This window comes from Paenibacillus artemisiicola (assembly GCF_017652985.1).
GTDB lineage: Bacteria > Bacillota > Bacilli > Paenibacillales > Paenibacillaceae > Paenibacillus_Z > Paenibacillus_Z artemisiicola.
Genome location: NZ_JAGGDJ010000002.1, coordinates 547,498 through 566,818, shown reverse-complemented (window position 1 = coordinate 566,818; position 19,321 = coordinate 547,498). Strand labels below are relative to the sequence as shown.

General features: G+C 55.0%; 20 protein-coding genes. 3 read left to right on the top strand and 17 right to left on the bottom strand.

What is annotated here, in order from left to right:
* Positions 1-20 precede the first annotated feature (20 nt).
* Positions 21-1,310 (top strand): MFS transporter, encoded by a 1,290-nt coding sequence (locus I8J29_RS05700; RefSeq protein ID WP_208846684.1) that lies wholly within the window; start codon positions 21-23, stop codon positions 1,308-1,310.
* A 174-nt stretch (positions 1,311-1,484) separates the two neighbouring features.
* The gene (locus I8J29_RS05695; protein ID WP_208846757.1) at positions 1,485-1,670 is read left to right on the top strand and encodes a hypothetical protein; all 186 of its coding nucleotides are present in this window, start codon (positions 1,485-1,487) and stop codon (positions 1,668-1,670) included.
* A 90-nt stretch (positions 1,671-1,760) separates the two neighbouring features.
* On the opposite strand, the gene I8J29_RS05690 is transcribed toward I8J29_RS05695, so the two are convergent.
* Together I8J29_RS05690 and I8J29_RS05685 are read right to left on the bottom strand one after the other, a co-directional pair.
* Complete coding sequence (locus I8J29_RS05690) at positions 1,761-2,336, bottom strand: NADPH-dependent FMN reductase (RefSeq protein WP_240545906.1); 576 nt, start codon at positions 2,334-2,336, stop codon at positions 1,761-1,763.
* Positions 2,337-2,415: 79 nt separating this feature from the next.
* On the bottom strand, positions 2,416-2,637 hold the full coding sequence (locus tag I8J29_RS05685; protein WP_208846682.1) for a DUF896 domain-containing protein: 222 nt from the start codon (positions 2,635-2,637) through the stop codon (positions 2,416-2,418).
* A 265-nt stretch (positions 2,638-2,902) separates the two neighbouring features.
* On the opposite strand from I8J29_RS05685, the gene I8J29_RS05680 reads away from it, so the two are divergent.
* Positions 2,903-3,370 (top strand): hypothetical protein, encoded by a 468-nt coding sequence (locus I8J29_RS05680; protein ID WP_208846681.1) that lies wholly within the window; start codon positions 2,903-2,905, stop codon positions 3,368-3,370.
* 125 nt (positions 3,371-3,495) lie between these two features.
* Here I8J29_RS05680 and I8J29_RS05675 read toward each other — a convergent pair whose 3' ends face one another.
* The 15 genes from I8J29_RS05675 to I8J29_RS05605 all read right to left on the bottom strand — a co-directional run bounded on the left by I8J29_RS05675 (position 3,496) and on the right by I8J29_RS05605 (position 19,075).
* Entirely contained in the window at positions 3,496-3,807 is a 312-nt protein-coding gene (locus I8J29_RS05675; RefSeq protein WP_208846680.1) for a WGxxGxxG family protein, read from the bottom strand.
* A gap of 132 nt (positions 3,808-3,939) precedes the next feature.
* Positions 3,940-4,845, bottom strand: a complete 906-nt coding sequence (locus I8J29_RS05670; RefSeq protein ID WP_208846679.1) for a hypothetical protein — start codon at positions 4,843-4,845, stop codon at positions 3,940-3,942.
* Positions 4,846-4,954: 109 nt separating this feature from the next.
* Positions 4,955-5,935 carry an Ldh family oxidoreductase gene (locus I8J29_RS05665; protein ID WP_208846678.1) on the bottom strand — a complete coding sequence of 327 codons (981 nt, stop codon included), beginning with the start codon at positions 5,933-5,935 and terminating at the stop codon, positions 4,955-4,957.
* Between the two features lie 117 nt (positions 5,936-6,052).
* Positions 6,053-6,919 carry an aldo/keto reductase gene (locus tag I8J29_RS05660; protein WP_208846677.1) on the bottom strand — a complete coding sequence of 289 codons (867 nt, stop codon included), beginning with the start codon at positions 6,917-6,919 and terminating at the stop codon, positions 6,053-6,055.
* A 98-nt stretch (positions 6,920-7,017) separates the two neighbouring features.
* Positions 7,018-8,103 carry a Gfo/Idh/MocA family protein gene (locus I8J29_RS05655; protein ID WP_208846676.1) on the bottom strand — a complete coding sequence of 362 codons (1,086 nt, stop codon included), beginning with the start codon at positions 8,101-8,103 and terminating at the stop codon, positions 7,018-7,020.
* Positions 8,104-8,129: 26 nt separating this feature from the next.
* The gene (gene gucD, locus I8J29_RS05650; protein WP_208846675.1) at positions 8,130-9,596 is read right to left on the bottom strand and encodes an alpha-ketoglutaric semialdehyde dehydrogenase GucD; all 1,467 of its coding nucleotides are present in this window, start codon (positions 9,594-9,596) and stop codon (positions 8,130-8,132) included.
* Positions 9,597-9,664: 68 nt separating this feature from the next.
* A complete protein-coding gene (locus tag I8J29_RS05645) occupies positions 9,665-10,540 on the bottom strand; it encodes a fumarylacetoacetate hydrolase family protein (protein WP_208846674.1) in 876 nt (291 codons plus the stop codon).
* A 97-nt stretch (positions 10,541-10,637) separates the two neighbouring features.
* Positions 10,638-11,396 carry an IclR family transcriptional regulator gene (locus I8J29_RS05640; RefSeq protein ID WP_208846673.1) on the bottom strand — a complete coding sequence of 253 codons (759 nt, stop codon included), beginning with the start codon at positions 11,394-11,396 and terminating at the stop codon, positions 10,638-10,640.
* A gap of 224 nt (positions 11,397-11,620) precedes the next feature.
* Positions 11,621-13,222 carry an extracellular solute-binding protein gene (locus tag I8J29_RS05635; protein WP_208846672.1) on the bottom strand — a complete coding sequence of 534 codons (1,602 nt, stop codon included), beginning with the start codon at positions 13,220-13,222 and terminating at the stop codon, positions 11,621-11,623.
* Between the two features lie 92 nt (positions 13,223-13,314).
* On the bottom strand, positions 13,315-14,175 hold the full coding sequence (locus tag I8J29_RS05630) for a carbohydrate ABC transporter permease (protein ID WP_208846671.1): 861 nt from the start codon (positions 14,173-14,175) through the stop codon (positions 13,315-13,317).
* Positions 14,176-14,187: 12 nt separating this feature from the next.
* Positions 14,188-15,147 carry an ABC transporter permease gene (locus I8J29_RS05625; protein ID WP_208846756.1) on the bottom strand — a complete coding sequence of 320 codons (960 nt, stop codon included), beginning with the start codon at positions 15,145-15,147 and terminating at the stop codon, positions 14,188-14,190.
* A 108-nt stretch (positions 15,148-15,255) separates the two neighbouring features.
* Positions 15,256-16,104, bottom strand: a complete 849-nt coding sequence (locus I8J29_RS05620) for an SDR family oxidoreductase (protein WP_208846670.1) — start codon at positions 16,102-16,104, stop codon at positions 15,256-15,258.
* Positions 16,086-17,180, bottom strand: coding sequence for a mannonate dehydratase (uxuA, locus tag I8J29_RS05615; RefSeq protein WP_208846669.1), 1,095 nt, complete (start codon positions 17,178-17,180; stop codon positions 16,086-16,088). The genes I8J29_RS05620 and uxuA overlap by 19 nt, the downstream gene beginning before the upstream one ends.
* Before the next feature lie 28 nt (positions 17,181-17,208).
* On the bottom strand, positions 17,209-18,369 hold the full coding sequence (locus I8J29_RS05610) for a Gfo/Idh/MocA family protein (protein WP_208846668.1): 1,161 nt from the start codon (positions 18,367-18,369) through the stop codon (positions 17,209-17,211).
* A 19-nt stretch (positions 18,370-18,388) separates the two neighbouring features.
* Positions 18,389-19,075: a GntR family transcriptional regulator gene (locus I8J29_RS05605; protein WP_208846667.1), complete on the bottom strand. Its 687-nt coding sequence runs from the start codon at positions 19,073-19,075 to the stop codon at positions 18,389-18,391.
* Positions 19,076-19,321 lie beyond the last annotated feature (246 nt).

Genomic DNA, 19,321 nt, shown 5'->3' with positions numbered 1-19,321 from the left:
GAGACAAGAAGGAGGCCGACATGAAGGAAAAAAAGAAGCTGGATCTGGCGGCCTTATCCACGATCCCGCTGATCATGACGCTCGCGAACTCCATGCTCATCCCCGTTCTCCCGTTGATTCAGCGGGAACTGAAGATATCCGGGCTGCAGACCAGCTTGATCATCACCGTCTACGCCGCCGTATCGATCTTCTGCATCCCCGTCGCCGGCTATTTATCCGATGTCTTCGGACGTAAACGGATTATCCTCATCGGGCTTTGCATCGTGGCGGCCGGCGGGCTCGTATCGGGCTTGGCGGCTTGGCTCATGCAGGCACAGTGGGGCTATAGCCTGATTCTGCTGGGCAGGCTTGTCCAAGGCGTCGGGGCGGCCGGCGCCTTCCCGATCGTGCTCCCCTTGGTCGGCGATATGTTCCAAAGCAAAGAGGAAGTGAGCAGCGGTCTTGGCATGATCGAAACGTCCAATACTTTCGGGAAAGTGCTGAGTCCGGTGCTCGGCTCCGCGCTGGCGGCCGTTGTATGGTTTTTGCCCCTGGCCGTCATTCCGGCGATCTCGGTCATTTCGATCCTCGCGGTCGCGTTCCTGGTGAAAACGCCCGCTCCGCGCGATTCCGACGCGGCGGCGGATCGAGGCTTTGGCAAGTTCGTTCATACGACCGCGTCCCTCCTCGCCGAGAAGGGACACTGGCTATACGCGATCTTCGCGATCGGCTGCCTCAGCATGTTCATCATGTTCGGGTTCCTGTACGACCTCTCGACGGTGCTCGAAGACCATCACCGGATTTCCGGGATTCGCAAGGGGCTGCTGCTCGCGATTCCGTTAAGCGCCATCTGCCTCTTGTCCTACCTCACGGGTAAAATCGTCGGCGAAAACAAGCGCCGCATGAAGCTGTTCAGCGTCGTCGGGCTAATCGTGCTCATGGCCGCCATGCTATCCTGCGGGATCGCCGATTCCCGAAGCATGTGGTTCCTGATCGCGCTGATGTGCGTGAGCGGTGCCGGGATCGGCCTTGTCCTTCCGAGCTTGGATGCGCTCATTACGGAAGGCATCGAGAAGGAACAGCGCGGCACGATCACGTCCTTGTACAGCAGCGCGCGATTCATCGGCGTTGCGCTCGGCCCGTTAATCGCCTCGGTCATGATGAACCGGGAAGCCTGGCTCTTCTACCTCTTCGCCGGCAGCGCGCTGATTTGCTCGGTATTGGCGCTTTTTGCGATCAAGCCGAGTCCGCCTTCATCCACAACCAAGTCTCCGTCTTCGGGAAAGGCTCGTGCCCGGGCGAGACATAATCGGCATAAAAGGAGCGGTTAAATATCGGGCAGCGGCTCTTGTATAGTTTGGCGATTTCAATTGGAATCGGCAAATGGTTCGGTTCAAATCGAATGACGGGAAACCCGGAGGGACATACTCTAATTGGCGACCAGCGCGTCCTAAGTCCAGCCAATTGCACCGAGTTTGTTGAATGGAACGTTGGAGGTGATAACAATGACATCTAGCCGGAATCATCAAGAAGCCCACGGGATTGGTCAAGCCGAAGCGCAATTGAATCGGCAGGCCGAAGCAGCCGCGGCCATCCAAGGCGCGAACGAAACCGATCAAGCCATTATTGAAACCGCAGAGCGCGATGTACATACCTCCCTCGACGAGGTCATCGACGCGGAAAATTCGTAATTCCGGTTCATATGTGATCTCTCCTTACAAAAAACGGCGCTTCAAGACGTGAACCAAACGTCTCGAACCGTCGTTTTTGCATGGAGGCCTTTAATCCAAAGCACGAGCTTGATCGATCCAAAGGATGAATTGCTGCACGTATCGCTTCAGATACTTGCGGGTTGTGTCATCCGTTAAAGTTCGCCGTTCCGCGTCTACCTTATCGCCCACTTGCGAAACGTACATTTTATGAAAAGGAAGCACGCGGGCTTGAATGGCTTCCAACGTCTGTCTAATCTGCTGCTGCGACAGAATCGTACCCTTGACGCCCGGAGTAGCGCCGACCAGCCCGACCGGCTTGCCGCGCAGCGCGGCGGTTTTGGCCGGAGTCGAAGCCCAATCCAGCGCGTTCTTCAGTACGCCGGGAATGCCCGAGTTGTATTCGGGGCTGACGATGATGACGCCATCGACCCGATTGATCGCTTCGCGAAAGCGCCGGACCGGTTCGGGACCGTCTCCATGATCCACATCTTCGTTATAGAGCGGAAGATCCGCTAAGGGGATCCACTCGAATGCAAGAGATGTATCCAACTCGGGGATAGCCGCGGCAATGATGCGATTAAACGAGTGTTCTCTTAAACTTCCTACGATCAATCCTACCGTTTTCGTTCGACGTTCAGGCGCCAATTTGTTTGCCTCCTTAGACTTAACGACCGTCATTCGCAAAAATCAGCCTTCGGCACAGCGTTTAACGATCCGTGGAACCTTATTCGAATCGGCCTTGCTCCCTTTTTAATCTCTCGGGCGTTACGTCAACGCCGTTCGGATCATAAATGGTCACATTCATGAGAATGCTGTTGATCGAGCCGCGAAATTGCTGGAGATATTGTTGACGAAGAGCAGCCTGCTCCGTTTTTTCCATTTCGCTTAAGCCATTCATCGTTTCCATTCGGGATAACTCATTTATTCTTTGTAGTAGGCTGCGCATATACGACTCCTCCTTAAAATAAGGTTACTGATCCGACTGAGTAAATATCTTTAAATCAATTATCTTAATATAAAGATATATCATTTTCTTTACCAAGTCAATGGCTTCGTTACACGAACTATCCCTACTCGGACGCCTGCTGGCTCGGCTGCCATCGCGACCATGAAAGGCAAGTATAAATACGCAGCGATTGAAACGGTTGACCGGCATCGCGAATGTTCTGCCTGAGGCGGGGAATGCTACGGGTGAGGTGACCCTATACAAGATGAGACAAACGTTGGCGTTCATTCTGCTGTTCTCTTGGGTTCTGGGAGTTTCGTCATTACCCGCGCATGGCAGCTCATACGAGAAACCGTCGTACGATACGCGGATCGGGAACCAAAAGGAAAACGAACGAACCTATACGGTTCAGCCTTATCGCCGCGGCGCGATACGCTCACCCAGACAAAGCTTTAATCCCGGAGTCGGCCCCGGCCGCACGGCGCCCAGACAAGACCAAAATGTCCGGAATCCGGGGGCACCGAGAACGTCCCCCGCGCAGCGGACCGGATTTGGCGGAATTTTCGGCGGCCTTCTCGGAGGGCTGGCATTGGGTACGATTGTGAGCTCCCTGTTCAATCCGTTCGCCGGTTTTACTCTCGGCTCTCCCTTGCTCTCGCTGCTAAGCATCGGCTTATGGCTGATCGTGATCTTCGCGATCTTCCGGATGTTTCGAAGCCGAAAAAAATATTAACAACTCGATGTCTCAAATCAAAAAAGCTGCGATTCACGCAGCTTTTTTGGCATTATGCTCTTGACGCCCTGACTATAAGCGCCGCCGGGTCCTATTTATTTGCTGTTCGGCTCTATAGATAGTGACTATCGACGCTCCGGCTCGCGATTATGACTGCGTCCTCTCAAGCCGAACAATCCGAGCAGTCCCAACCAGCCCAGCCAGTCCCAATCCATGCCATTGTCATCGTTCGCAGCAGTGGCGCGATAGTTGCCGCCTGCAGTGGATGTAGCATTGTAGCTGTTTGCGTTCATCCCTTGGCTGTTATACGTTTGGTTATTCATTCCGCCGTCGTTAGCGTTGTTCGTGACTGTTCCACGAGCGCTAAGTACACCGGCGCTTACTAGTAAGGTCAAGCAACCCACCAGCACCAAGGTAAGAAGAAATTTTTTTCTCACGGTCATTCACTCCTCCACGGGTAGTTTGCATTTCTTAGTTGGTTTTCCCGCAGCGGAGCCGAATTATTCTTCTTGCTCCGGTGAGCCGCTTCGCTTGCCTCGAAATGAACTTACAGGAAGAGAAGACGATCTTCAAACGCTTCGATCGCCCGGGAGAAGGTTCCGGATCGTCTCAACCGAATTCCTGAACACGATCGCTTTTTCCTTATCGCGAAACAGCGAAGCGCCTGCAAATACCTGAATGCCCCATGATGGAACCTCGGATCGCGCGGTTTCCTCCAGACTCTCCGGGTAATCCAACGCATCCAAAATCAGTTGAGCCTTGCGGCCTTCGGGAACAAATCCGGCTGATTGTGCGAGCCATTCCCTTCCCCAGGCGGGGCCGCGCCCGCTTTTCGAACCATAAATTAGCGGCGTATACACGTCAATCGCTTCCGCAAGGTCGTGATAGCTCTGGGCAAATATTCGGGTCAGCGCGCCATCGAATTCATCGGGGGTCCATGGACACATATAAGCGCCGACGATGCAATCCGGCCCATGTGCCTTGATCAACCTCGCATAGTGGAGCGCGAAATCGGCGATTTTACGACATTTATGCTGCTTCCATTCTTCCGAATAGCAGGCCAATATTTCTTGCGGATCCGCGGCGTCGACAGCGGCGGTATTGCAGAAGTCAGCAATGCAGTCCGGGCAAAAGCAGCTTTCCTGCAGATCCGGCTCGGAAGTTTCGAACCAGCCGGCGTAGGTCAAATAATCGAGCCATATTCCTCTGGGTTTAAATTGCTTGATGCCCGCCAGCAGTTCCTCTTCGATTTTGGCCAAGTACTCCTTTTGCGATAAACAGATTCCTTGAACCAAGCGGCCGTAACGAATCGGTTTTCGGTCGACTCCGATGGGAATGAGCTCGGGATGCGCTTGAAAATCGGCACGGAACGTTTTGAATTCCACGCAGGCTTCCAATTCCTGCTCCGCGCAAGCTTCGAAAGCGGCTTCGTTAAACAGGTGAAACCATCTGGCGTTGACGCCATAGTCTTTCACGTCAACGGGGAGCTCCCCGCTCCCGTACGGACCGAATAATAAAGGGATTGCCATCCGTATTCACTCCTCTCGTTATCCTCCGTTCGCGGAGGGGGTGATGGAAGGATCTTCAGAAGGGCATCTCCACGCCGAATTCAGCCGCAGCCTCGGATAGGACAGCCTTATGATGCTCGTCTACCGGAATGCCCGAGTTGCCGAAATCGACCTCGCGCTCGGATTCCAGCACGCCGGGTAATGTCGCCCTATCGTACCCCGGCATTGGACGCATGTGGCTGGTTAACTTCCTATAAGCTGCCATTTCATGTTTGAAGGCTCCGGTATCTATGAATGAACCCGGATCCAGCGCAATAATCAGAGAACCCTGATTGGCGCCTTGGTACCTGCGCGCAGCCCGCTCTTCTTCTACCGGAACGCCTGCCAGAAAGCCTCCCAAGGCTTGGCACATGAACCCCAGTCCCATGCTGCGAAAAACAAGGCCGGGCGCTAATTCGAATAGCTGCGATACATGGGGAGAGTCTTCATACAAGTCATGCATGGCGCCAAAATCAAGCACCATCGGACCCTCTGCCCCGCCGGGCACGGCGAACGACATCGGAGAACCTCCCGCTGCCCGCATAATGGAATCCTCGGGGCGCAGCGATAGCTGATGTCCGGACGTGACATAACCAATGAGGTCGTTCTCGGCCAATAAACGGGCATAAATCCCCGCCGCGCCGATATGTCCATGATTGCGCGTAACGGCGACCGCAATTCCGGTCTTGCGGCAGCGGTCGATTAATTCCTCTGCTCCCCTGAAAGCAGCAAAATAGCCAAGACCTCCGTCTCCGTCGATCATCATCGTCGCCGGGGAATCCGTTGCGATACGGCACTGCGGATCCGGATTAATCAGTCCGTCGCGCATAATCCGGGCATAGGCGGCGATCTGTACGGTGCCGTGACTAAATATGCCTCTAAGGTCGTTTTTGACTAATAATTCGGCTAGAAATGCCGCTTTTTCTTCCGGCATGCCGACTTTTTGCGCAATGACGCGAACCAAACGTTTCAGCTTTTCCTTGTCGACTTTCATGCCTTCTCTTCGATCCGTATTCATGCAGCCATTCCTCCAGGATTGTAAGGTTAAGTTCGGCCCGTAAAGATCCGCGGAACCGGGTGCGTAAAAAACCATCACCCGCTTGGCGATGGTTTCGTACATACATACCCGATGGAATTAGGCCGTGATTTGAGCGGCGATTCCGTTTAACTCGTCGATGTCCGCGGCGGAAAGCTTCACGTCGGTAGCGCCGGCGCAGTTCACGATGTTCGCCGCTTTGCTGGCGCCGGGAATCGGCAGAATCACGGGCGACAACCGCAGCAGCCAGGCAAGCGCGATCTGCTGCGGCGACGCGCCATGGCTTGCGGCGATCCGGGATAACGTCTCGTTGCTGCCGATGCCGCGCGCGTTGCCCATGCCGTTCAGGGGGCTGTATGGCAGGAACGCGATACCGAGCTCTTCGCAGCGCTTCAGCACGTCCATGGACGAATGGTCAAACAAATTCATGCGGTTTTGAACAGACGCGACCGTTACGATCTGGCGGGCTTGTTCCAATTGAGCAACGGAAACGTTCGACAGGCCCACGTGAACGATCTTCCCTTCCCGTTGCAATTCCGCGACGGTTCCCACGGATTCCGCAAACGGAACCTTAGGATCCGGCCGGTGGAATTGATAGAGCGTGATCGCTTCCACGCCGAGCGCGCGCAAACTGTCCTCGCACGCTTGACGCAAGTGTTCGGGACGGCCATCGGTTTCCCAGCGTCCTTCCGGACGAATGTGGCCGCCTTTTGTCGCGATGACCGCTTCGGGATGATGCTGCAAAGCTTTGGCCAGCAGTCGTTCGTTATGACCGTTCTCGGTCGCGTTCAAGCAGTACGAATCGGCCGTATCGAACAGTGTTATGCCTTGCTCCCATGCGGCATGCACCGTTCGGATGCCGTCTTCCTCGGAAGGGCGCCCGGTAACGGACAGCGGCATGCCGCCCATTCCGATTTCCCCCACGATGATTCCCGTCGAACCTAGCTTGCGTTGCGGCATTGTCATGGTATTGCCTCCTTAGAGTTAGGCATGAAGTTTGCGGGAGTAGAGCTCATATCTTCCTTTTGGACGGCGCAGCTTGTCGGTCTAACGCGCCTTGCCGCTTATTTCGGCGCCCACGGCTGGCGGACGGACGGCACGTTCTCGCCGGTTTGAATGGCCTGCTCGATCAAATAACCGAGATAGCAGTCCTGCGACGCTTCCGGCAGCCCGTAAAAATCCGGCCCGCCGGCGGCATAAGCGGCCATCTTCTGTAAGCAGGAAGCGATCGCGATCTCATCGTCGTACAGCCTGCCCGGCATGAACGGATTCTCGTATACCCATTGGTCCCCCGCCATAATCCCCTGCAGGAAATACCCTTCGGCGTTTTCCCATTCGCCCTTGTTGATCCGCCGGAATTCAAGCGGCCGCGCCGTCTTGTAATCGTGCAGGAGACTCAGACGGCGGTCGAAGATTTCGCCGCGCACGCCGCGGACGGACAGATGATTGGAGCGAATCCAAGACCGGTGCTGGTCGGAGGTGAAATCGTAGATGCCGAGCTTATTCCCGAAATCGAGCCAAGCCAGATCCCGCCGCGAGGTCGCGATTTTCTCCTCTTTCGGCGGACCGCTCCGGTTCGGGCCGGCCAGCCAGTCGGATTCGAACCGCATTCCGCGAATCGCGACGTCCTCGAACCCGATGCCGAGCATTTTGCGCAGCAGACTGACGCCATGATACAGATGGGATATCGATACGGTCGCCTGCGTAATTTCCCCGAGCCTTCCGTCCCGAATAACGGCCATTCTGGCCTCGTTCAGCGGGTGGAATTGGTACTGCTCGGCAACTTGAATGCGGGCGCCAGGGAGCGTCAGCTTCTCGTGCAGCTCGATCAGCCCTTCGAGGTTCGGCGCGGGCGGTGTTTCCGCCAACGCCGGAATGCCGAGTTCGGCGAGCTGAAGCAAATAGCCCGGCTGCGCCGATCCGCTGACGGACACCACGACGAAGTCCGGACGGTCTTTCTCCAGCATCTGCTCCATCGTCCGATAGGCCGGCACCTGCCACCGCTTCTCCATTTCCCGTCCTTTAGCCTCGTCGCGGACCGTCATGGCGCTTACCCGAAACCGGTCGGGAAGCGCCTTCGCAATGCGGAGATAATATTGCGCCCGGAATCCGGCCCCTCCGATAATGCTGAATACCGCGGGTTTGCCCAACTTTCATTCCACCTTATCCGAAGCGGTTACGGTTTAATAAACACCGTTTTGACGGACGTATAGAACTCGATCGCCGCCTGTCCCTGCTCTCTCGAATGCGAGCTCGACTGCTTCATGCCGCCAAACGGAGCCTGCAGTTCCACCCCGGCCGTCTCGGCATTGATCCGGACAAGACCGGCATCCATCTCATGAACGAAGGACAGCACGTTGCCGATATCCCGCGTATAGACCGAGGCGCTCAGCCCGAATTCCGTATCATTCGCCAACCCGATCGCCGATTCGAAATCGTCGGCCTCGATCAGCGTCAGCACAGGTCCGAAGATTTCCTCCTGCGCGATCGCCATCCCGCTCGTCACCCGGTCGAATACGGCCGGCGTGACGTAGAACCCGTCCGCCAACTCCGCGCCTTCAGGCCGTTCGCCGCCGCACAGCAGGACCGCGCCTTCCTCTTTGCCCCGATTGATGTAGGACAGGACGGTTTCCATCTGCTTCTCGTTGGCGCAAGGCCCGAGCCACGTCGATGCTTCCAAGCCGTCGCCGACTTTAAGCGCTTTGACCTGGCTTACCAGCTTTTCCTTGAAAGCCTCGTACACGTCGCGAACGACGATAACGCGGCTCGTAGCCGTGCATTTCTGGCCGGTGGAGCGCAGCCCGCCGCTAATCGTCGCTTCGACGGCCAGATCGAGATCGGCGTCCGCGGCGATGACGATCGGATTCTTCCCGCCCATCTCCAGCTGATATTTCGCCCCGCGGCTCAATGCGGTTTGGCCGATTTGCTTGCCGACCTCGTTGGAACCGGTGAACGTCACGCCGTGAATGCCGGGATGCGAAGCGATCCCCTGCCCGATGACGCGGCCGCCGCCGATGACCATGTTCAGGACCCCGGCCGGCAGTCCCGCTTCATGGAAGCATTCCGCGATTTTCGCGGCGGTTACCGCCGTCTCCGTCGCCGGCTTCCACACGACCGCGTTACCGTAAATCAAAGCCGGGGCCATCTTCCAGACCGGAATCGCCACCGGAAAATTCCACGGCGAAATCACGCCCACGACGCCAAGCGGCGAACGGGTCGTAAACATGAACGCATCGGCGTCGGTCGACGGAATGACGTCGCCGATTTTCCTTATGCCTTCCCCCGCATAATAGCGCAGAATCGCCACGCCGCGCGCCGTCTCGCCTTTCGCCTCGGCGAACGTCTTGCCCATCTCCCGCGACATCGTCCGCCCGATCTCGTCGAGTCTGCGCTCCATCGCGTCCGCCGCCTTGAACAGCAGCGCGCCGCGCTGCGAGCCGGCCAGCTTGCGCCAAGACCGTCTGGCCGCTTCCGCCGCTTCGACGGCCTCATTCAGATCGCCGATCTGCGAATCGGGCACGTAGCCGACGATTTCGCTCTTCCTGGCGGGATTGATGCTCGGCGTACTCCCGCCGCCTGCCGGCGCCTTCCACTGGCCGCCGATATAATTGCCGATCATTTGAGGCTCTTGAACAGCATGCATGGACGATCCATCCTCTCGCAAAGAAATATAGAAATGAACGACTTCCTATTAAACAAACGCGCTTAGCGCTAAGCGGAGACGGCCGTATTCGTCAGCGTGCCGATTCCCGTAATGTCGATTTCGATCCGGTCTCCGGGCGCCAGCGTGAATTGATTCGGAGGCACGATGCAAGTGCCCGTCAGCAGCACGGTGCCGTCGAACAGGATGTTGTCCTTGGCCAAATAAGCGACCAGCTCATCCAGCTTCCGCTTCAATTGGCCCGTGCTCGCCGATTCCTCGACGACCTTCTCGCCGTCCCGGAAAATTCGGCACGTAATCGTCAGCTTGTACGGATCGGACATCGTGTCGGCCAATCTGATCGCCGGACCGATGGAGCAGGATTGACGCCAAATTTTCGCCTGCGGCAGGTAGAGCGGATTCTCGCCCTCGATATCGCGGCAGCTCATGTCGTTGCCGATGGTGTAGCCGATAATGCCGCCGCCGCCGTCGAGCACGAGCGCAAGCTCGGGCTCCGGCACCTGCCAGGACGAGTCGCTGCGCAGACAAACGTCGCCGCCCGGTCCTACCGTACGGGCAGCCGTCGATTTCATGAACAGCTCCGGCCGTTCCGCGTCGTACACCTTGTCATAGAACGTCGAGGCATCCAGCCGGCCGCCCGTCGCTTCGTAATTGCGCGCTTCCTTGCTCCGCAGATAGGTAACGCCCGCCGCCCACACTTCGGGAGCATCGATCGGCGCCGCGAGAGCGAGGGACCCGAAGTCCTTATCCGAAGGAACGGCTCCGGCAATCTGGCGGTTAACCGCTTCCAATACCGAGCAACCTTCGCGGTCCGCTCTTCGGACAAGCGTCATAAAATCGGAGTCCGGCAGCGGGTACACCTGATTCTCGTCCGTCAATGCGGCCAGTACGCGAGCATCGCCTTCCACAAATCGAATGATTCGCATAAGATCACCCATTCATTTTAAAGTATAAAACCACGTTCGCGAAAAATATGGAAGATGCGGTCGCATCGAACAACCGCGGCTTGCATAGGGTCAAGCGCTAATCGCGGTAACCTAAATGCAACGAAATCTGTTTGGTTGCCTCCAGCAGCAGCGAGACAAAACGCGCCAGCATCGCTTCGTCGACATGGGAAAGGAGCGTGGACATGCTGATCGCGGCGGCGACATGGCCGTTATGGTCGAATACCGGAGCGGCGGCGCAGCGTACGCCCGCTTCGTTCTCCTCGCGGTCATAGGCGATTCCGCTCTCGCGCACCCGTTCGAGTTCCGCGAGAAACGCCGGTTCGCCGTCGATGGTATGCGGCGTGTGCCGACTGTAGCTGTATCCGCTTAGCATCCGCGCGAGCATATTCGGCGGCTGATACGCCGCGAGCACTTTGCCGACCGCGCTGCTGTGCAGCGGCACGCGCCGCCCGATCCGGGAATAGCGGATAACCGCCTTGGCCCCTTCGACCTTATCGATGTACACGCCTTCCGCCCTGTCGAGCACGACCAGATGAGCGGTTTGCCCCGTCCGCTCGGACAGCTTGAGCAGATGCGGCCTTGCCGCTTGGCGAATGTCCAAGCCTTGCAGCAGCAGCTGTCCCTTCTCCACGAGCCGCATTCCCAGCCGGTATTTGCCCGTTTCCTCGTCCTGGTCGATGTAGCCGTGCAGCTGCAGCGTCTTGAGCAGCGAATGAACGGTGCTTTTGTGCAAATTCATCTGCCGGCTGATATCGGTTATTTTCAGTTCCCGGTTCTGCTCGTCGAACAGGTCGATGATTTTTAACGAGCGGTCCAACGCCTGGATGATGGGCATGATGATCAGCCTTTTCTAATGTTCTATAATATCAAACAGCATGCTATAATATAATTTCATCTTAGCAGAGGAGCGTTTTTCCGTCCAGCAATTACCGGCGGTCAACAGCCGCGGCCGGACTCTAACAGACGCTGTAGACGACCCCTTTCGCATGCAAAGGAACGCGCGGGGTCGCTGTGCAAAAAAATAGCCGCTCAAGGCGACTATTTGGACTCTACGCGGGGTTATTTGCTATTCTGATCCTTGTAGTTCTTGATATACTCGTCTTCGACCGCCTTGCCGCCTTGATCCATGTACTGCTGAACCAATGTTTGGTACAGGCTGTCTACTTCGGCCGGTTTCGCAACGATCAGTTTGGCAAGCATTTGAGCCGAGAGATTCTTAAGCGCCGCGTTGTTTTTGGCATCGGCCGCATTCGGTATGGAATAGAAGTAATTCGTATAATAGTCGACCATGCCTACCTTCAACGCATTCTCGACATCCTTCTCATAACCGGGATAACCCGTGGAAATGGCGGCTTCATTCTTTTTCGGATCCCCAAGTTCGATCCCGTTCGAAAGAATATCATAGTCGAGGTTGTTGGCTACCGTCATCATCTTATCGCCGGAATTCGTCGTCCCTGTCTGTTTGGGAACGCCGTTCACCATGTTGTAGTCGACGCCTTCCTCGCCGTTCTGAAGGAAGAGGGTTACCTTAGGGTCAGCCATCCAGTTCAGGTACTGTATGGCAAGGTCAACATTCTTGCTGGATTTAGGGATAATGACGTACATGCCATTCGGGCTGTACCCGTTCTTCGGATGCTTGCCCGCGTCGTTCTGCCAAGGATCGATCGGAATAAGCTCGGCACCGGGAACGTTCTTTACCAGGTTGGCGTAGGTACCGGGAGCCGTCCTGTACGGACCATCCCAGTTCGTTTGGAATGCTCCGACTTTCCCGTTGGAAATATCCGCATCCGACAGTTTTCCATCCTTGTCGGTTGCGAAATTCGGGCTGATCAAGCCTGCATGATACATCTTGTTCATGTATTGAACGGCTTTATCAAACCCTGGCATGCTCCAGTTCGCCTCCCATATCGCTTTCGGCTGAAGCGTGGCAACCTGTTCCTCGGTAAGATTGGATGGTTTGAAGGCTTCCGGTATATAGCTCAGCCCGGGATTTGCGGGTTGCAGGGAATACGCATAAGGAATGACGCCGGTAACCTTTCCGGGGTTCTTCTCTTTGAACGCAACCATGGTATCATAGAATTCTTCCGGCGTAGTAGGAACGGGAAGACCCAATTTATCGAGCCAGTCTTTGCGGATAAACGTATTCGAACCCGCGAGAACCGTCCGCTTGCCCGGTACGGCATACTGCTTGCCGTTGAATTTGCCGTACTTTAAGACATCATCGCCAAGATACTTCGTAAGCGTGGATCCATGCTCCTGAAGGACCGAATCCAGCTCTGCCAAGCCGCCCTGCTGCACATAATTATAAACAACGCCCTGGTTGTACGTGTAGGAAATGTCAGGGGCCTGTCCGGCTGCCATCAAGACATTCAACTTGTCGACTTCCTGGGCTCTGGGAACGGACACGAATTTGACCGTGGCATTGAACTGTTTGCCGAAGTTATCGTTGATATACGTGGTCCAGAAGTTATGATTCAAATCCGGCTGTCCGGGTTTGCCTCTGTCGAACACTTCGACCGTTAGGGTTCGATGTTCGTCTGCGGTGCCTGCTGCGCCATTTTGCGCGTCGCTTGGCGAATTGCTCTGACAAGCGGCCAACGCCGATGAAAATGACAGCGCTACCAAAGCAATGCAGATCGATCTTTGTGCTTTTGCTTTCAAATGAAATCACTCCTTTTTAATTTTGCCAGTCAGCAAATTGATTTATATAAATTCGCGAAATAGATCGACATCATCCGTTTCGCGTACCTATATCAACCTTTAACGGCGCCAATCATAATCCCGGATACAAAGTATTTCTGGAGCCACGGGTACACGAGCAGAATCGGAACCGTACCGAACATGATGCTGGCTGCTTTCAATGCCTCCGAAGGCAGATTCACGTTGACGTTCTCGCCGGACATTTGCTGCGATATATTGATCACGTTATACAGCTTGAGCTGTATCGTATAGAATTGCTGGTCGGTAATGTAGAATAGCGCATCCTGAAAATAGTTCCACCGGAATACGGCATATAATAAACTGACGGTGGCAAGAGCCGGCTTGGAAAGAGGCAGCACGATCTTAAGCAGAATCTGCAGCTCGCCGCATCCGTCCAAGTGCGCGGCTTCCTCCAGGCTATCGGGCAAGTTCTGAAAGAACGATTTTAAGATGATCATATAGTAGACGCTCATCATACCCGGAAGAATCAGCGCCCATGGCGTGTCCAATAGGCTCAGGCTCTTGACGTTCAGATAATCCGGAATCAACCCGCCGCTAAAATACATGGTAAACAGCATGATTAACAATAACGCATTCCTGCCCTTGAGTCTTTTTTTGGTCAGCGGGTACGCCGCCAGTATGGTAACGGTCAACGCAAGGAGCACGAATACAACCGTCAAGATCACCGTATAGAACAAGGCGTACAACATACCGGCATCCCCGAATACGACTTTATAGGCTTCGATGTTAAAGTCGATCGGATAGACGGTGACCGCCTGCGAAATAATGGCCCTATTAGAGCTAAGGGATTGCGATAGAATATAGAGAAAAGGAACCAGGCATACAATGACCGTCAATAAAATAACAAAGGCTGCCGTATAATCCACGATTCTATTTTTTGAAAGATGCGACATGTCGGTACCTCCTCACCAGATTCCGTTTTCGCCTAATTTACGGGTAAGAAAATTAGAGGTCACCAGGAAGATTAAGCAAATCACGGACTGGAACAGGCCGACGACCGCACCGACCGAAAAGTTCGCGGATTGAATGCCTACCCGATAAACATAGGTGCTGATAACGTCGCCGTAATCCATCACGAGGTTGTTTTGAATGTTGAATGGACGATCGAAGTTCACCGCCATAATATTGCCGAGCTGCAGGATCAGTAGAATCACGATGGTTGGTCTGATCCCCGGCAGCGTAATATGCCATATCCGCCTGAATCTTCCCGCGCCATCCGCGTCGGCGGCTTCATACAGCTGCTTGTCGATTCCCGTCATGGCGGCAAGATACAAAATCGTCCCCCAGCCTGCGTTCTGCCATACGCCGACCAACGCATACGTTGCCACCCACGCGTATTTGTTCGTGAGGAACGGGAACGGCTCGCCGCCCATATGGCTAATCAAGGCGTTTAACATCCCCGTGGGAGAAAGCAGCTGCGCGACGATTCCGCCGATAATGACCCAGGAAAGGAAATGCGGCAGATACAGGATGGTCTGGCTTACCTTTTTGAACGTCTTCCATACCAGTTCATTCAGCAAAAGAGCCAATAGTATCGGCGCCGGAAATCCCATAATCAAATCCAACCCGTTCAGCATCAACGTATTGCGAACAACCTGAAAGAATTGCGGCGATGAAAAAATTTGCTTGAAGGTTTCAAAATGATTCCACGGACTCCTGCTGACGCCTTGAAAAAGGTTGTAATCCTTAAATGCAATCTGGATGCCATACATGGGCGCATATTTAAAGGTCACGATATAGGCAACAGGGACCAGCAGCATTAGGTACAGCACAACATCTTTTTTAAGATAATAAAACAATCCTTTCTTCTGTTGCCGCGGCTCTCCAACGCTGCCCTTCCTATCCAGAGCAGCGCTGCTATTCATGGCTTTCATCAACGACCACCTCCGTTTGCTGGTTTCTCGACTTGCTTTGAGCGTAGGCTTGGAAGACGTATCCCAACCCCGTTCCCCCAATCCGAGACCGTTTCCCTGTCATACGCCCGAGTAAGCCATGAACCCCCCGTCTACCGGCACCGTGATACCGGTTACAAAACCGGACAGCTTATCGTCCGCCAGCCACAATAACGTGCCCAGCAGATCTTCCGGCTTGCCGAATCTTTTCATTGGCGTATGGGCGATGATTTTATGAGACCGGTCGGTTAAGGAGCCGTCTTCGTTCTGAAGCAGCCTTCTGTTTTGCTCCGTCAAGAAAAAGCCCGGGGCGATCGCATTGACCCTGATGCCCGCATCCGCCATATGAACGGCCAGCCACTGCGTAAAATTATCAATCGCCGCCTTCGCCGCGCTATACGCCGGCACCTTCGTCATCGGGCTTGGCGCGCTCATCGAAGAAATATTGATCATGACCGCGCCTTGGCGATTGATCATCGTTTTGGCGAATACCTGCGCAGGAATGAGCGTTCCGAGGAGATTCAAGTTAAGCACGTGGCTGAAGCCTTCCTCGGTCAGATCGAAGAATGTCGTGATTGCTTTATTTTCCAGATCCTCCGGCCTCAGCGTTTCATTCGTCGTGCTTCCCATGGGATGGTTGCCTCCCGCCCCGTTGATGAGCATGTCGCAGGCGCCCAGCCGGCGCGTCACCGTTTGTTCCGCCGCCTTCACGCTTTCCGCATCCAGCACGTTGCAGGCAACGGCGATCGCTTCCCCGCCGGCTTCTCTGATGTCCGCCGCAACCTTCTCTCCCGTTTCCGCCGTGCGGTTTAATACGGCCACCTTCACGCCATGCCGGCCAAGCTCCCGCGCCATGGCGGAGCATAGCACGCCGCTTCCTCCCGTAATAACCGCTACCTTGCCTTTCAAATTCACGTTGATTGCATGCATGCCGCCGCCCCCCGTTTCGTTCTTTCGAGCGAGTCCCATATGCCCCACAAATACATAATGCCGAGAGCCCGGTCGTACAGTCCGTATCCGGGACGGCACTGCTCGTTCCAAATTTGTCTGCCGTGGTCCGGCCTGGCATAGCCCGTAAAGCCCTTCTCATGATACGCCTTGACAATATCGCAGATGTCGAGCGTGCCGTCCTGGGATCGGTGAGAAGTCTCGATGAAATTGCCGTTGTCGTACAGCCTGACATTTCGGATATGGGCGAACGGAATGCGGTCCGCGAATTCCCTCACCATGTCCGCGACATGGTTGTTCGGGTTGATTCCAAGCGACCCGCTGCACAGCGTGACGCCGTTATAAGGGCTGTCCACCAAGCTTAGCAGCCTGCGGATATTGTCCCGGTCCGTGATGATTCTCGGCAGCCCGAACAGCGACCACGGCGGATCGTCCGGATGAAGCGCCATTTGGATGTCGTTGCTCTCGCAAACCGGGATGATCTGCTCCAAAAAGTAGCGGAGGTTGTTCCACAAGTCCTCTTCCGTCACGTTCTTGTACGCCTCGAACAGCGCGGGCAGACGCTTCATTCTAGCCGGCTCCCAGCCCGGCATCGTGAAGTCCGGATTCTCGTTGATGACGCGCACCAGCTCCTCGGGATTATTCATGCTGTCGATCTTGGCCTTGTCATAAAAGAGCGCAGTGGAATTGTCCGCCAGCGGTTCGAATAAATGCGTGCGGATCCAGTCGAAAACCGGCATAAAGTTATAGCAAATCACTTTCACGCCGACCTTTGCCAGCCTCTCGATCGTTTTTTTATAGTTGTCGATATAGTTGTCCCGGGTCGGCAAGCCCAGCTTGATATCCTCATGAACGTTAACGCTCTCTACAACCTCCGTATGAAAGCCGTATTCGTCCGCCTGCTTTTTGATCTCCAGCATTCTTTCGAGCGGCCATTCTTCCCCCGCAGGGATGTCGTGAAGCGCCCAGACAATGCCTTCCACGCCGGGAATTTGTCTGATTTGGCCAAGCGTTACCGTATCATTGCCTTCGCCAAACCATCTGAATACCATTCTCATCGTCCATTCCTCCAAAAGGCGTCATGGGTTACTTCTTATAATCGCTGCCAAGCGTAATGTCGTTCTTCGAGAAGGAAACGAGCGACGAGGTCTTCTCGTAAAAACGCGGAGCGTTCGCGAGCAAGCCGTCCCTCGAATAGAACGGGCTGTCCTTCGTTAAAGGCAGGCTTACGCTCTTGCCCGTAGCCGCCGCCTCATAGATGGCCGTGATCAATTCCAGTGTGTTGCGTCCTTCGCCACCGTCGATGAGCACGCTCAGCGATCCGCTTTCAATCGCCTTCATCACATCGTCGATTTGTCCGGCGTGACCGGTATACGGGAGGTCCGCCATGCCGTTGTAGGCGTCCTCGAGCTCCTCCTCGAGCGCGGTGTTCCGAACGGGAAATCCGTTTTCCTTGGAGGTGGACGCATCTACCTTCCAAGGGGCGGAAATTCTGGCCTTCTCCCCTTGGAAAATAAGCTGCTGTTCCTCGCCGTGATGCACGACGGAGCTTGTAATTTGCGCCAGGCTTCCGTTGCCGTAAGCAAGAATGGCGATGGAGATGTCCTCGACTTCCGCGTTATCGTGCGACGTATTGCTCATCACCGCATGGACTTTGTCCGGCATTCCCATCATCCACTGCAGCATGTCAATATGATGAACGGCGTGGTTCAGCGTACAGCCCCCGCCTTCCTTTTCCCAGGTGCCTCTCCACCACAGATCGTAATAGCAGTGCCCTCTCCACCAGTGCGAATCCACCTGCGCGTGCACGATTTTGCCTGCCTTCCCGGTGTCGAGCGTACGCTTCAGCTTCATGATCGGATCCCTGAACCGGTTTTGCCCGATGACGGACAAGATGCGCTTCGACGCCGAAGCCGCTTCCAGCATGCGGTCGCATTCTTCCATGGAAGAAGACATCGGCTTCTCTACCAATACATGCTTTCCGGCTCGCAAAAAATCGATCGCGAGTTGAGCGTGCGTATACGGCGGGGTGCAGATCGACACCAGATCGATATCGCTGTCCAGCAGCTTGCGATAGTCTTGTTCGACTCTGCAGTCGAGCTGAAATCTCTCTTTATCCCGGACTGCCTTCTCCTCGTAAATGTCGCATAACGCAACGACCCGGCATCTTCCCCCGAACGCGGAGACATACGCCTCCAAATGCGCATTTGCGATACCGCCGGTACCGATAACGGCTACTTTAATCATCGTTCTTCACTCCTTAGTCCTATTTAAAAAATTTGGCGTGCTTCTGTTTTAAATTTTCCTTCTCGATCACGACCAAATCCAAATGGTCCCTTAGCATGCTTTCCGCTTGGTCGGGATCCCTCTCCTTGATCGCGCGAACAATGCCGCGATGCTGGGCAAGTATGATTTTCCAGTCGGAATCGGAAGCGAGCCGTAAAATCCGAATGCGGTTGTCGTGGGTTGCCATTTGTTGAATCAATCCCCACGTACGGGCTCGGCCGCAGCCGATCATAATCGATTTGTGAAACTCTTCATCGAGCTCGAACAAGCGCCCGTAATTCTGTTCGGATTGGCACAGCTCTTGCAGCGAGACGAGATGCTGCAGATGAAGCACCTGTTCCTTGTCGAGCAGCCCGCAGGCTTCCCGAACAACGGCGGATTCCAGGGTTTTTCGGACAAACCGGGATTCTTCCGCATGCTGCAGATCGATAAGCGATATGATGGAGCCCTTCTGAGGAGTGGTTTCGATTAATTCCTCCTGCGTGAGTTTGACTAATGCTTCGCGAATCGGGGTCCTGCTTACTTGCAGCATTTCGACCAGTTCTTTTTCCGAGATAAACTGCCCCGGTTCGAGTCTCAGCTCCATGATGTTTTTCTTCAAGGCGGCGTATACGAAATCCCGGATGAGTCCTCTTTTGTCTCTTGAAACGTCAATCTGAATGCTCATACGATTCCTCCAACACGATGAATTGCGATTCCACTCCGGCAGGTACGAAACGCACGTACGATAAGCGCTTACAAAAAGCGCAAGCAAAAAAGTCAGGATGACTAGTTATCCTAGTATACCGGCATGAGCGGCTTGTTCCGGATCGCCGTATGAGGCTTTAATCGGCCGTCCGCTTTGCGTGGATGCTTGCCAACCATCCAATCGGTTAACGTCTTGCGGATCGATTGATTGCTCGCTCTGGCCTGT

What these genes read in the sequence shown, in the direction of transcription:
- I8J29_RS05630 (WP_208846671.1), bottom strand. Translation starts at nt 14,175, where the DNA reads ATGTCGCATCTTTCAAAAAATAGAATCGTGGATTATACGGCAGCCTTT.
- I8J29_RS05605 (WP_208846667.1), bottom strand. Translation starts at nt 19,075, where the DNA reads ATGAGCATTCAGATTGACGTTTCAAGAGACAAAAGAGGACTCATCCGG.
- I8J29_RS05645 (WP_208846674.1), bottom strand. Translation starts at nt 10,540, where the DNA reads ATGCGAATCATTCGATTTGTGGAAGGCGATGCTCGCGTACTGGCCGCA.
- I8J29_RS05660 (WP_208846677.1), bottom strand. Translation starts at nt 6,919, where the DNA reads ATGACAATGCCGCAACGCAAGCTAGGTTCGACGGGAATCATCGTGGGG.
- I8J29_RS05665 (WP_208846678.1), bottom strand. Translation starts at nt 5,935, where the DNA reads ATGAATACGGATCGAAGAGAAGGCATGAAAGTCGACAAGGAAAAGCTG.
- uxuA (WP_208846669.1), bottom strand. Translation starts at nt 17,180, where the DNA reads ATGAGAATGGTATTCAGATGGTTTGGCGAAGGCAATGATACGGTAACG.
- I8J29_RS05620 (WP_208846670.1), bottom strand. Translation starts at nt 16,104, where the DNA reads ATGCATGCAATCAACGTGAATTTGAAAGGCAAGGTAGCGGTTATTACG.
- I8J29_RS05610 (WP_208846668.1), bottom strand. Translation starts at nt 18,369, where the DNA reads ATGATTAAAGTAGCCGTTATCGGTACCGGCGGTATCGCAAATGCGCAT.
- I8J29_RS05680 (WP_208846681.1), top strand. Translation starts at nt 2,903, where the DNA reads ATGAGACAAACGTTGGCGTTCATTCTGCTGTTCTCTTGGGTTCTGGGA.
- I8J29_RS05625 (WP_208846756.1), bottom strand. Translation starts at nt 15,147, where the DNA reads ATGAATAGCAGCGCTGCTCTGGATAGGAAGGGCAGCGTTGGAGAGCCG.
- gucD (WP_208846675.1), bottom strand. Translation starts at nt 9,596, where the DNA reads ATGCATGCTGTTCAAGAGCCTCAAATGATCGGCAATTATATCGGCGGC.
- I8J29_RS05685 (WP_208846682.1), bottom strand. Translation starts at nt 2,637, where the DNA reads ATGCGCAGCCTACTACAAAGAATAAATGAGTTATCCCGAATGGAAACG.
- I8J29_RS05700 (WP_208846684.1), top strand. Translation starts at nt 21, where the DNA reads ATGAAGGAAAAAAAGAAGCTGGATCTGGCGGCCTTATCCACGATCCCG.
- I8J29_RS05640 (WP_208846673.1), bottom strand. Translation starts at nt 11,396, where the DNA reads ATGCCCATCATCCAGGCGTTGGACCGCTCGTTAAAAATCATCGACCTG.
- I8J29_RS05695 (WP_208846757.1), top strand. Translation starts at nt 1,485, where the DNA reads ATGACATCTAGCCGGAATCATCAAGAAGCCCACGGGATTGGTCAAGCC.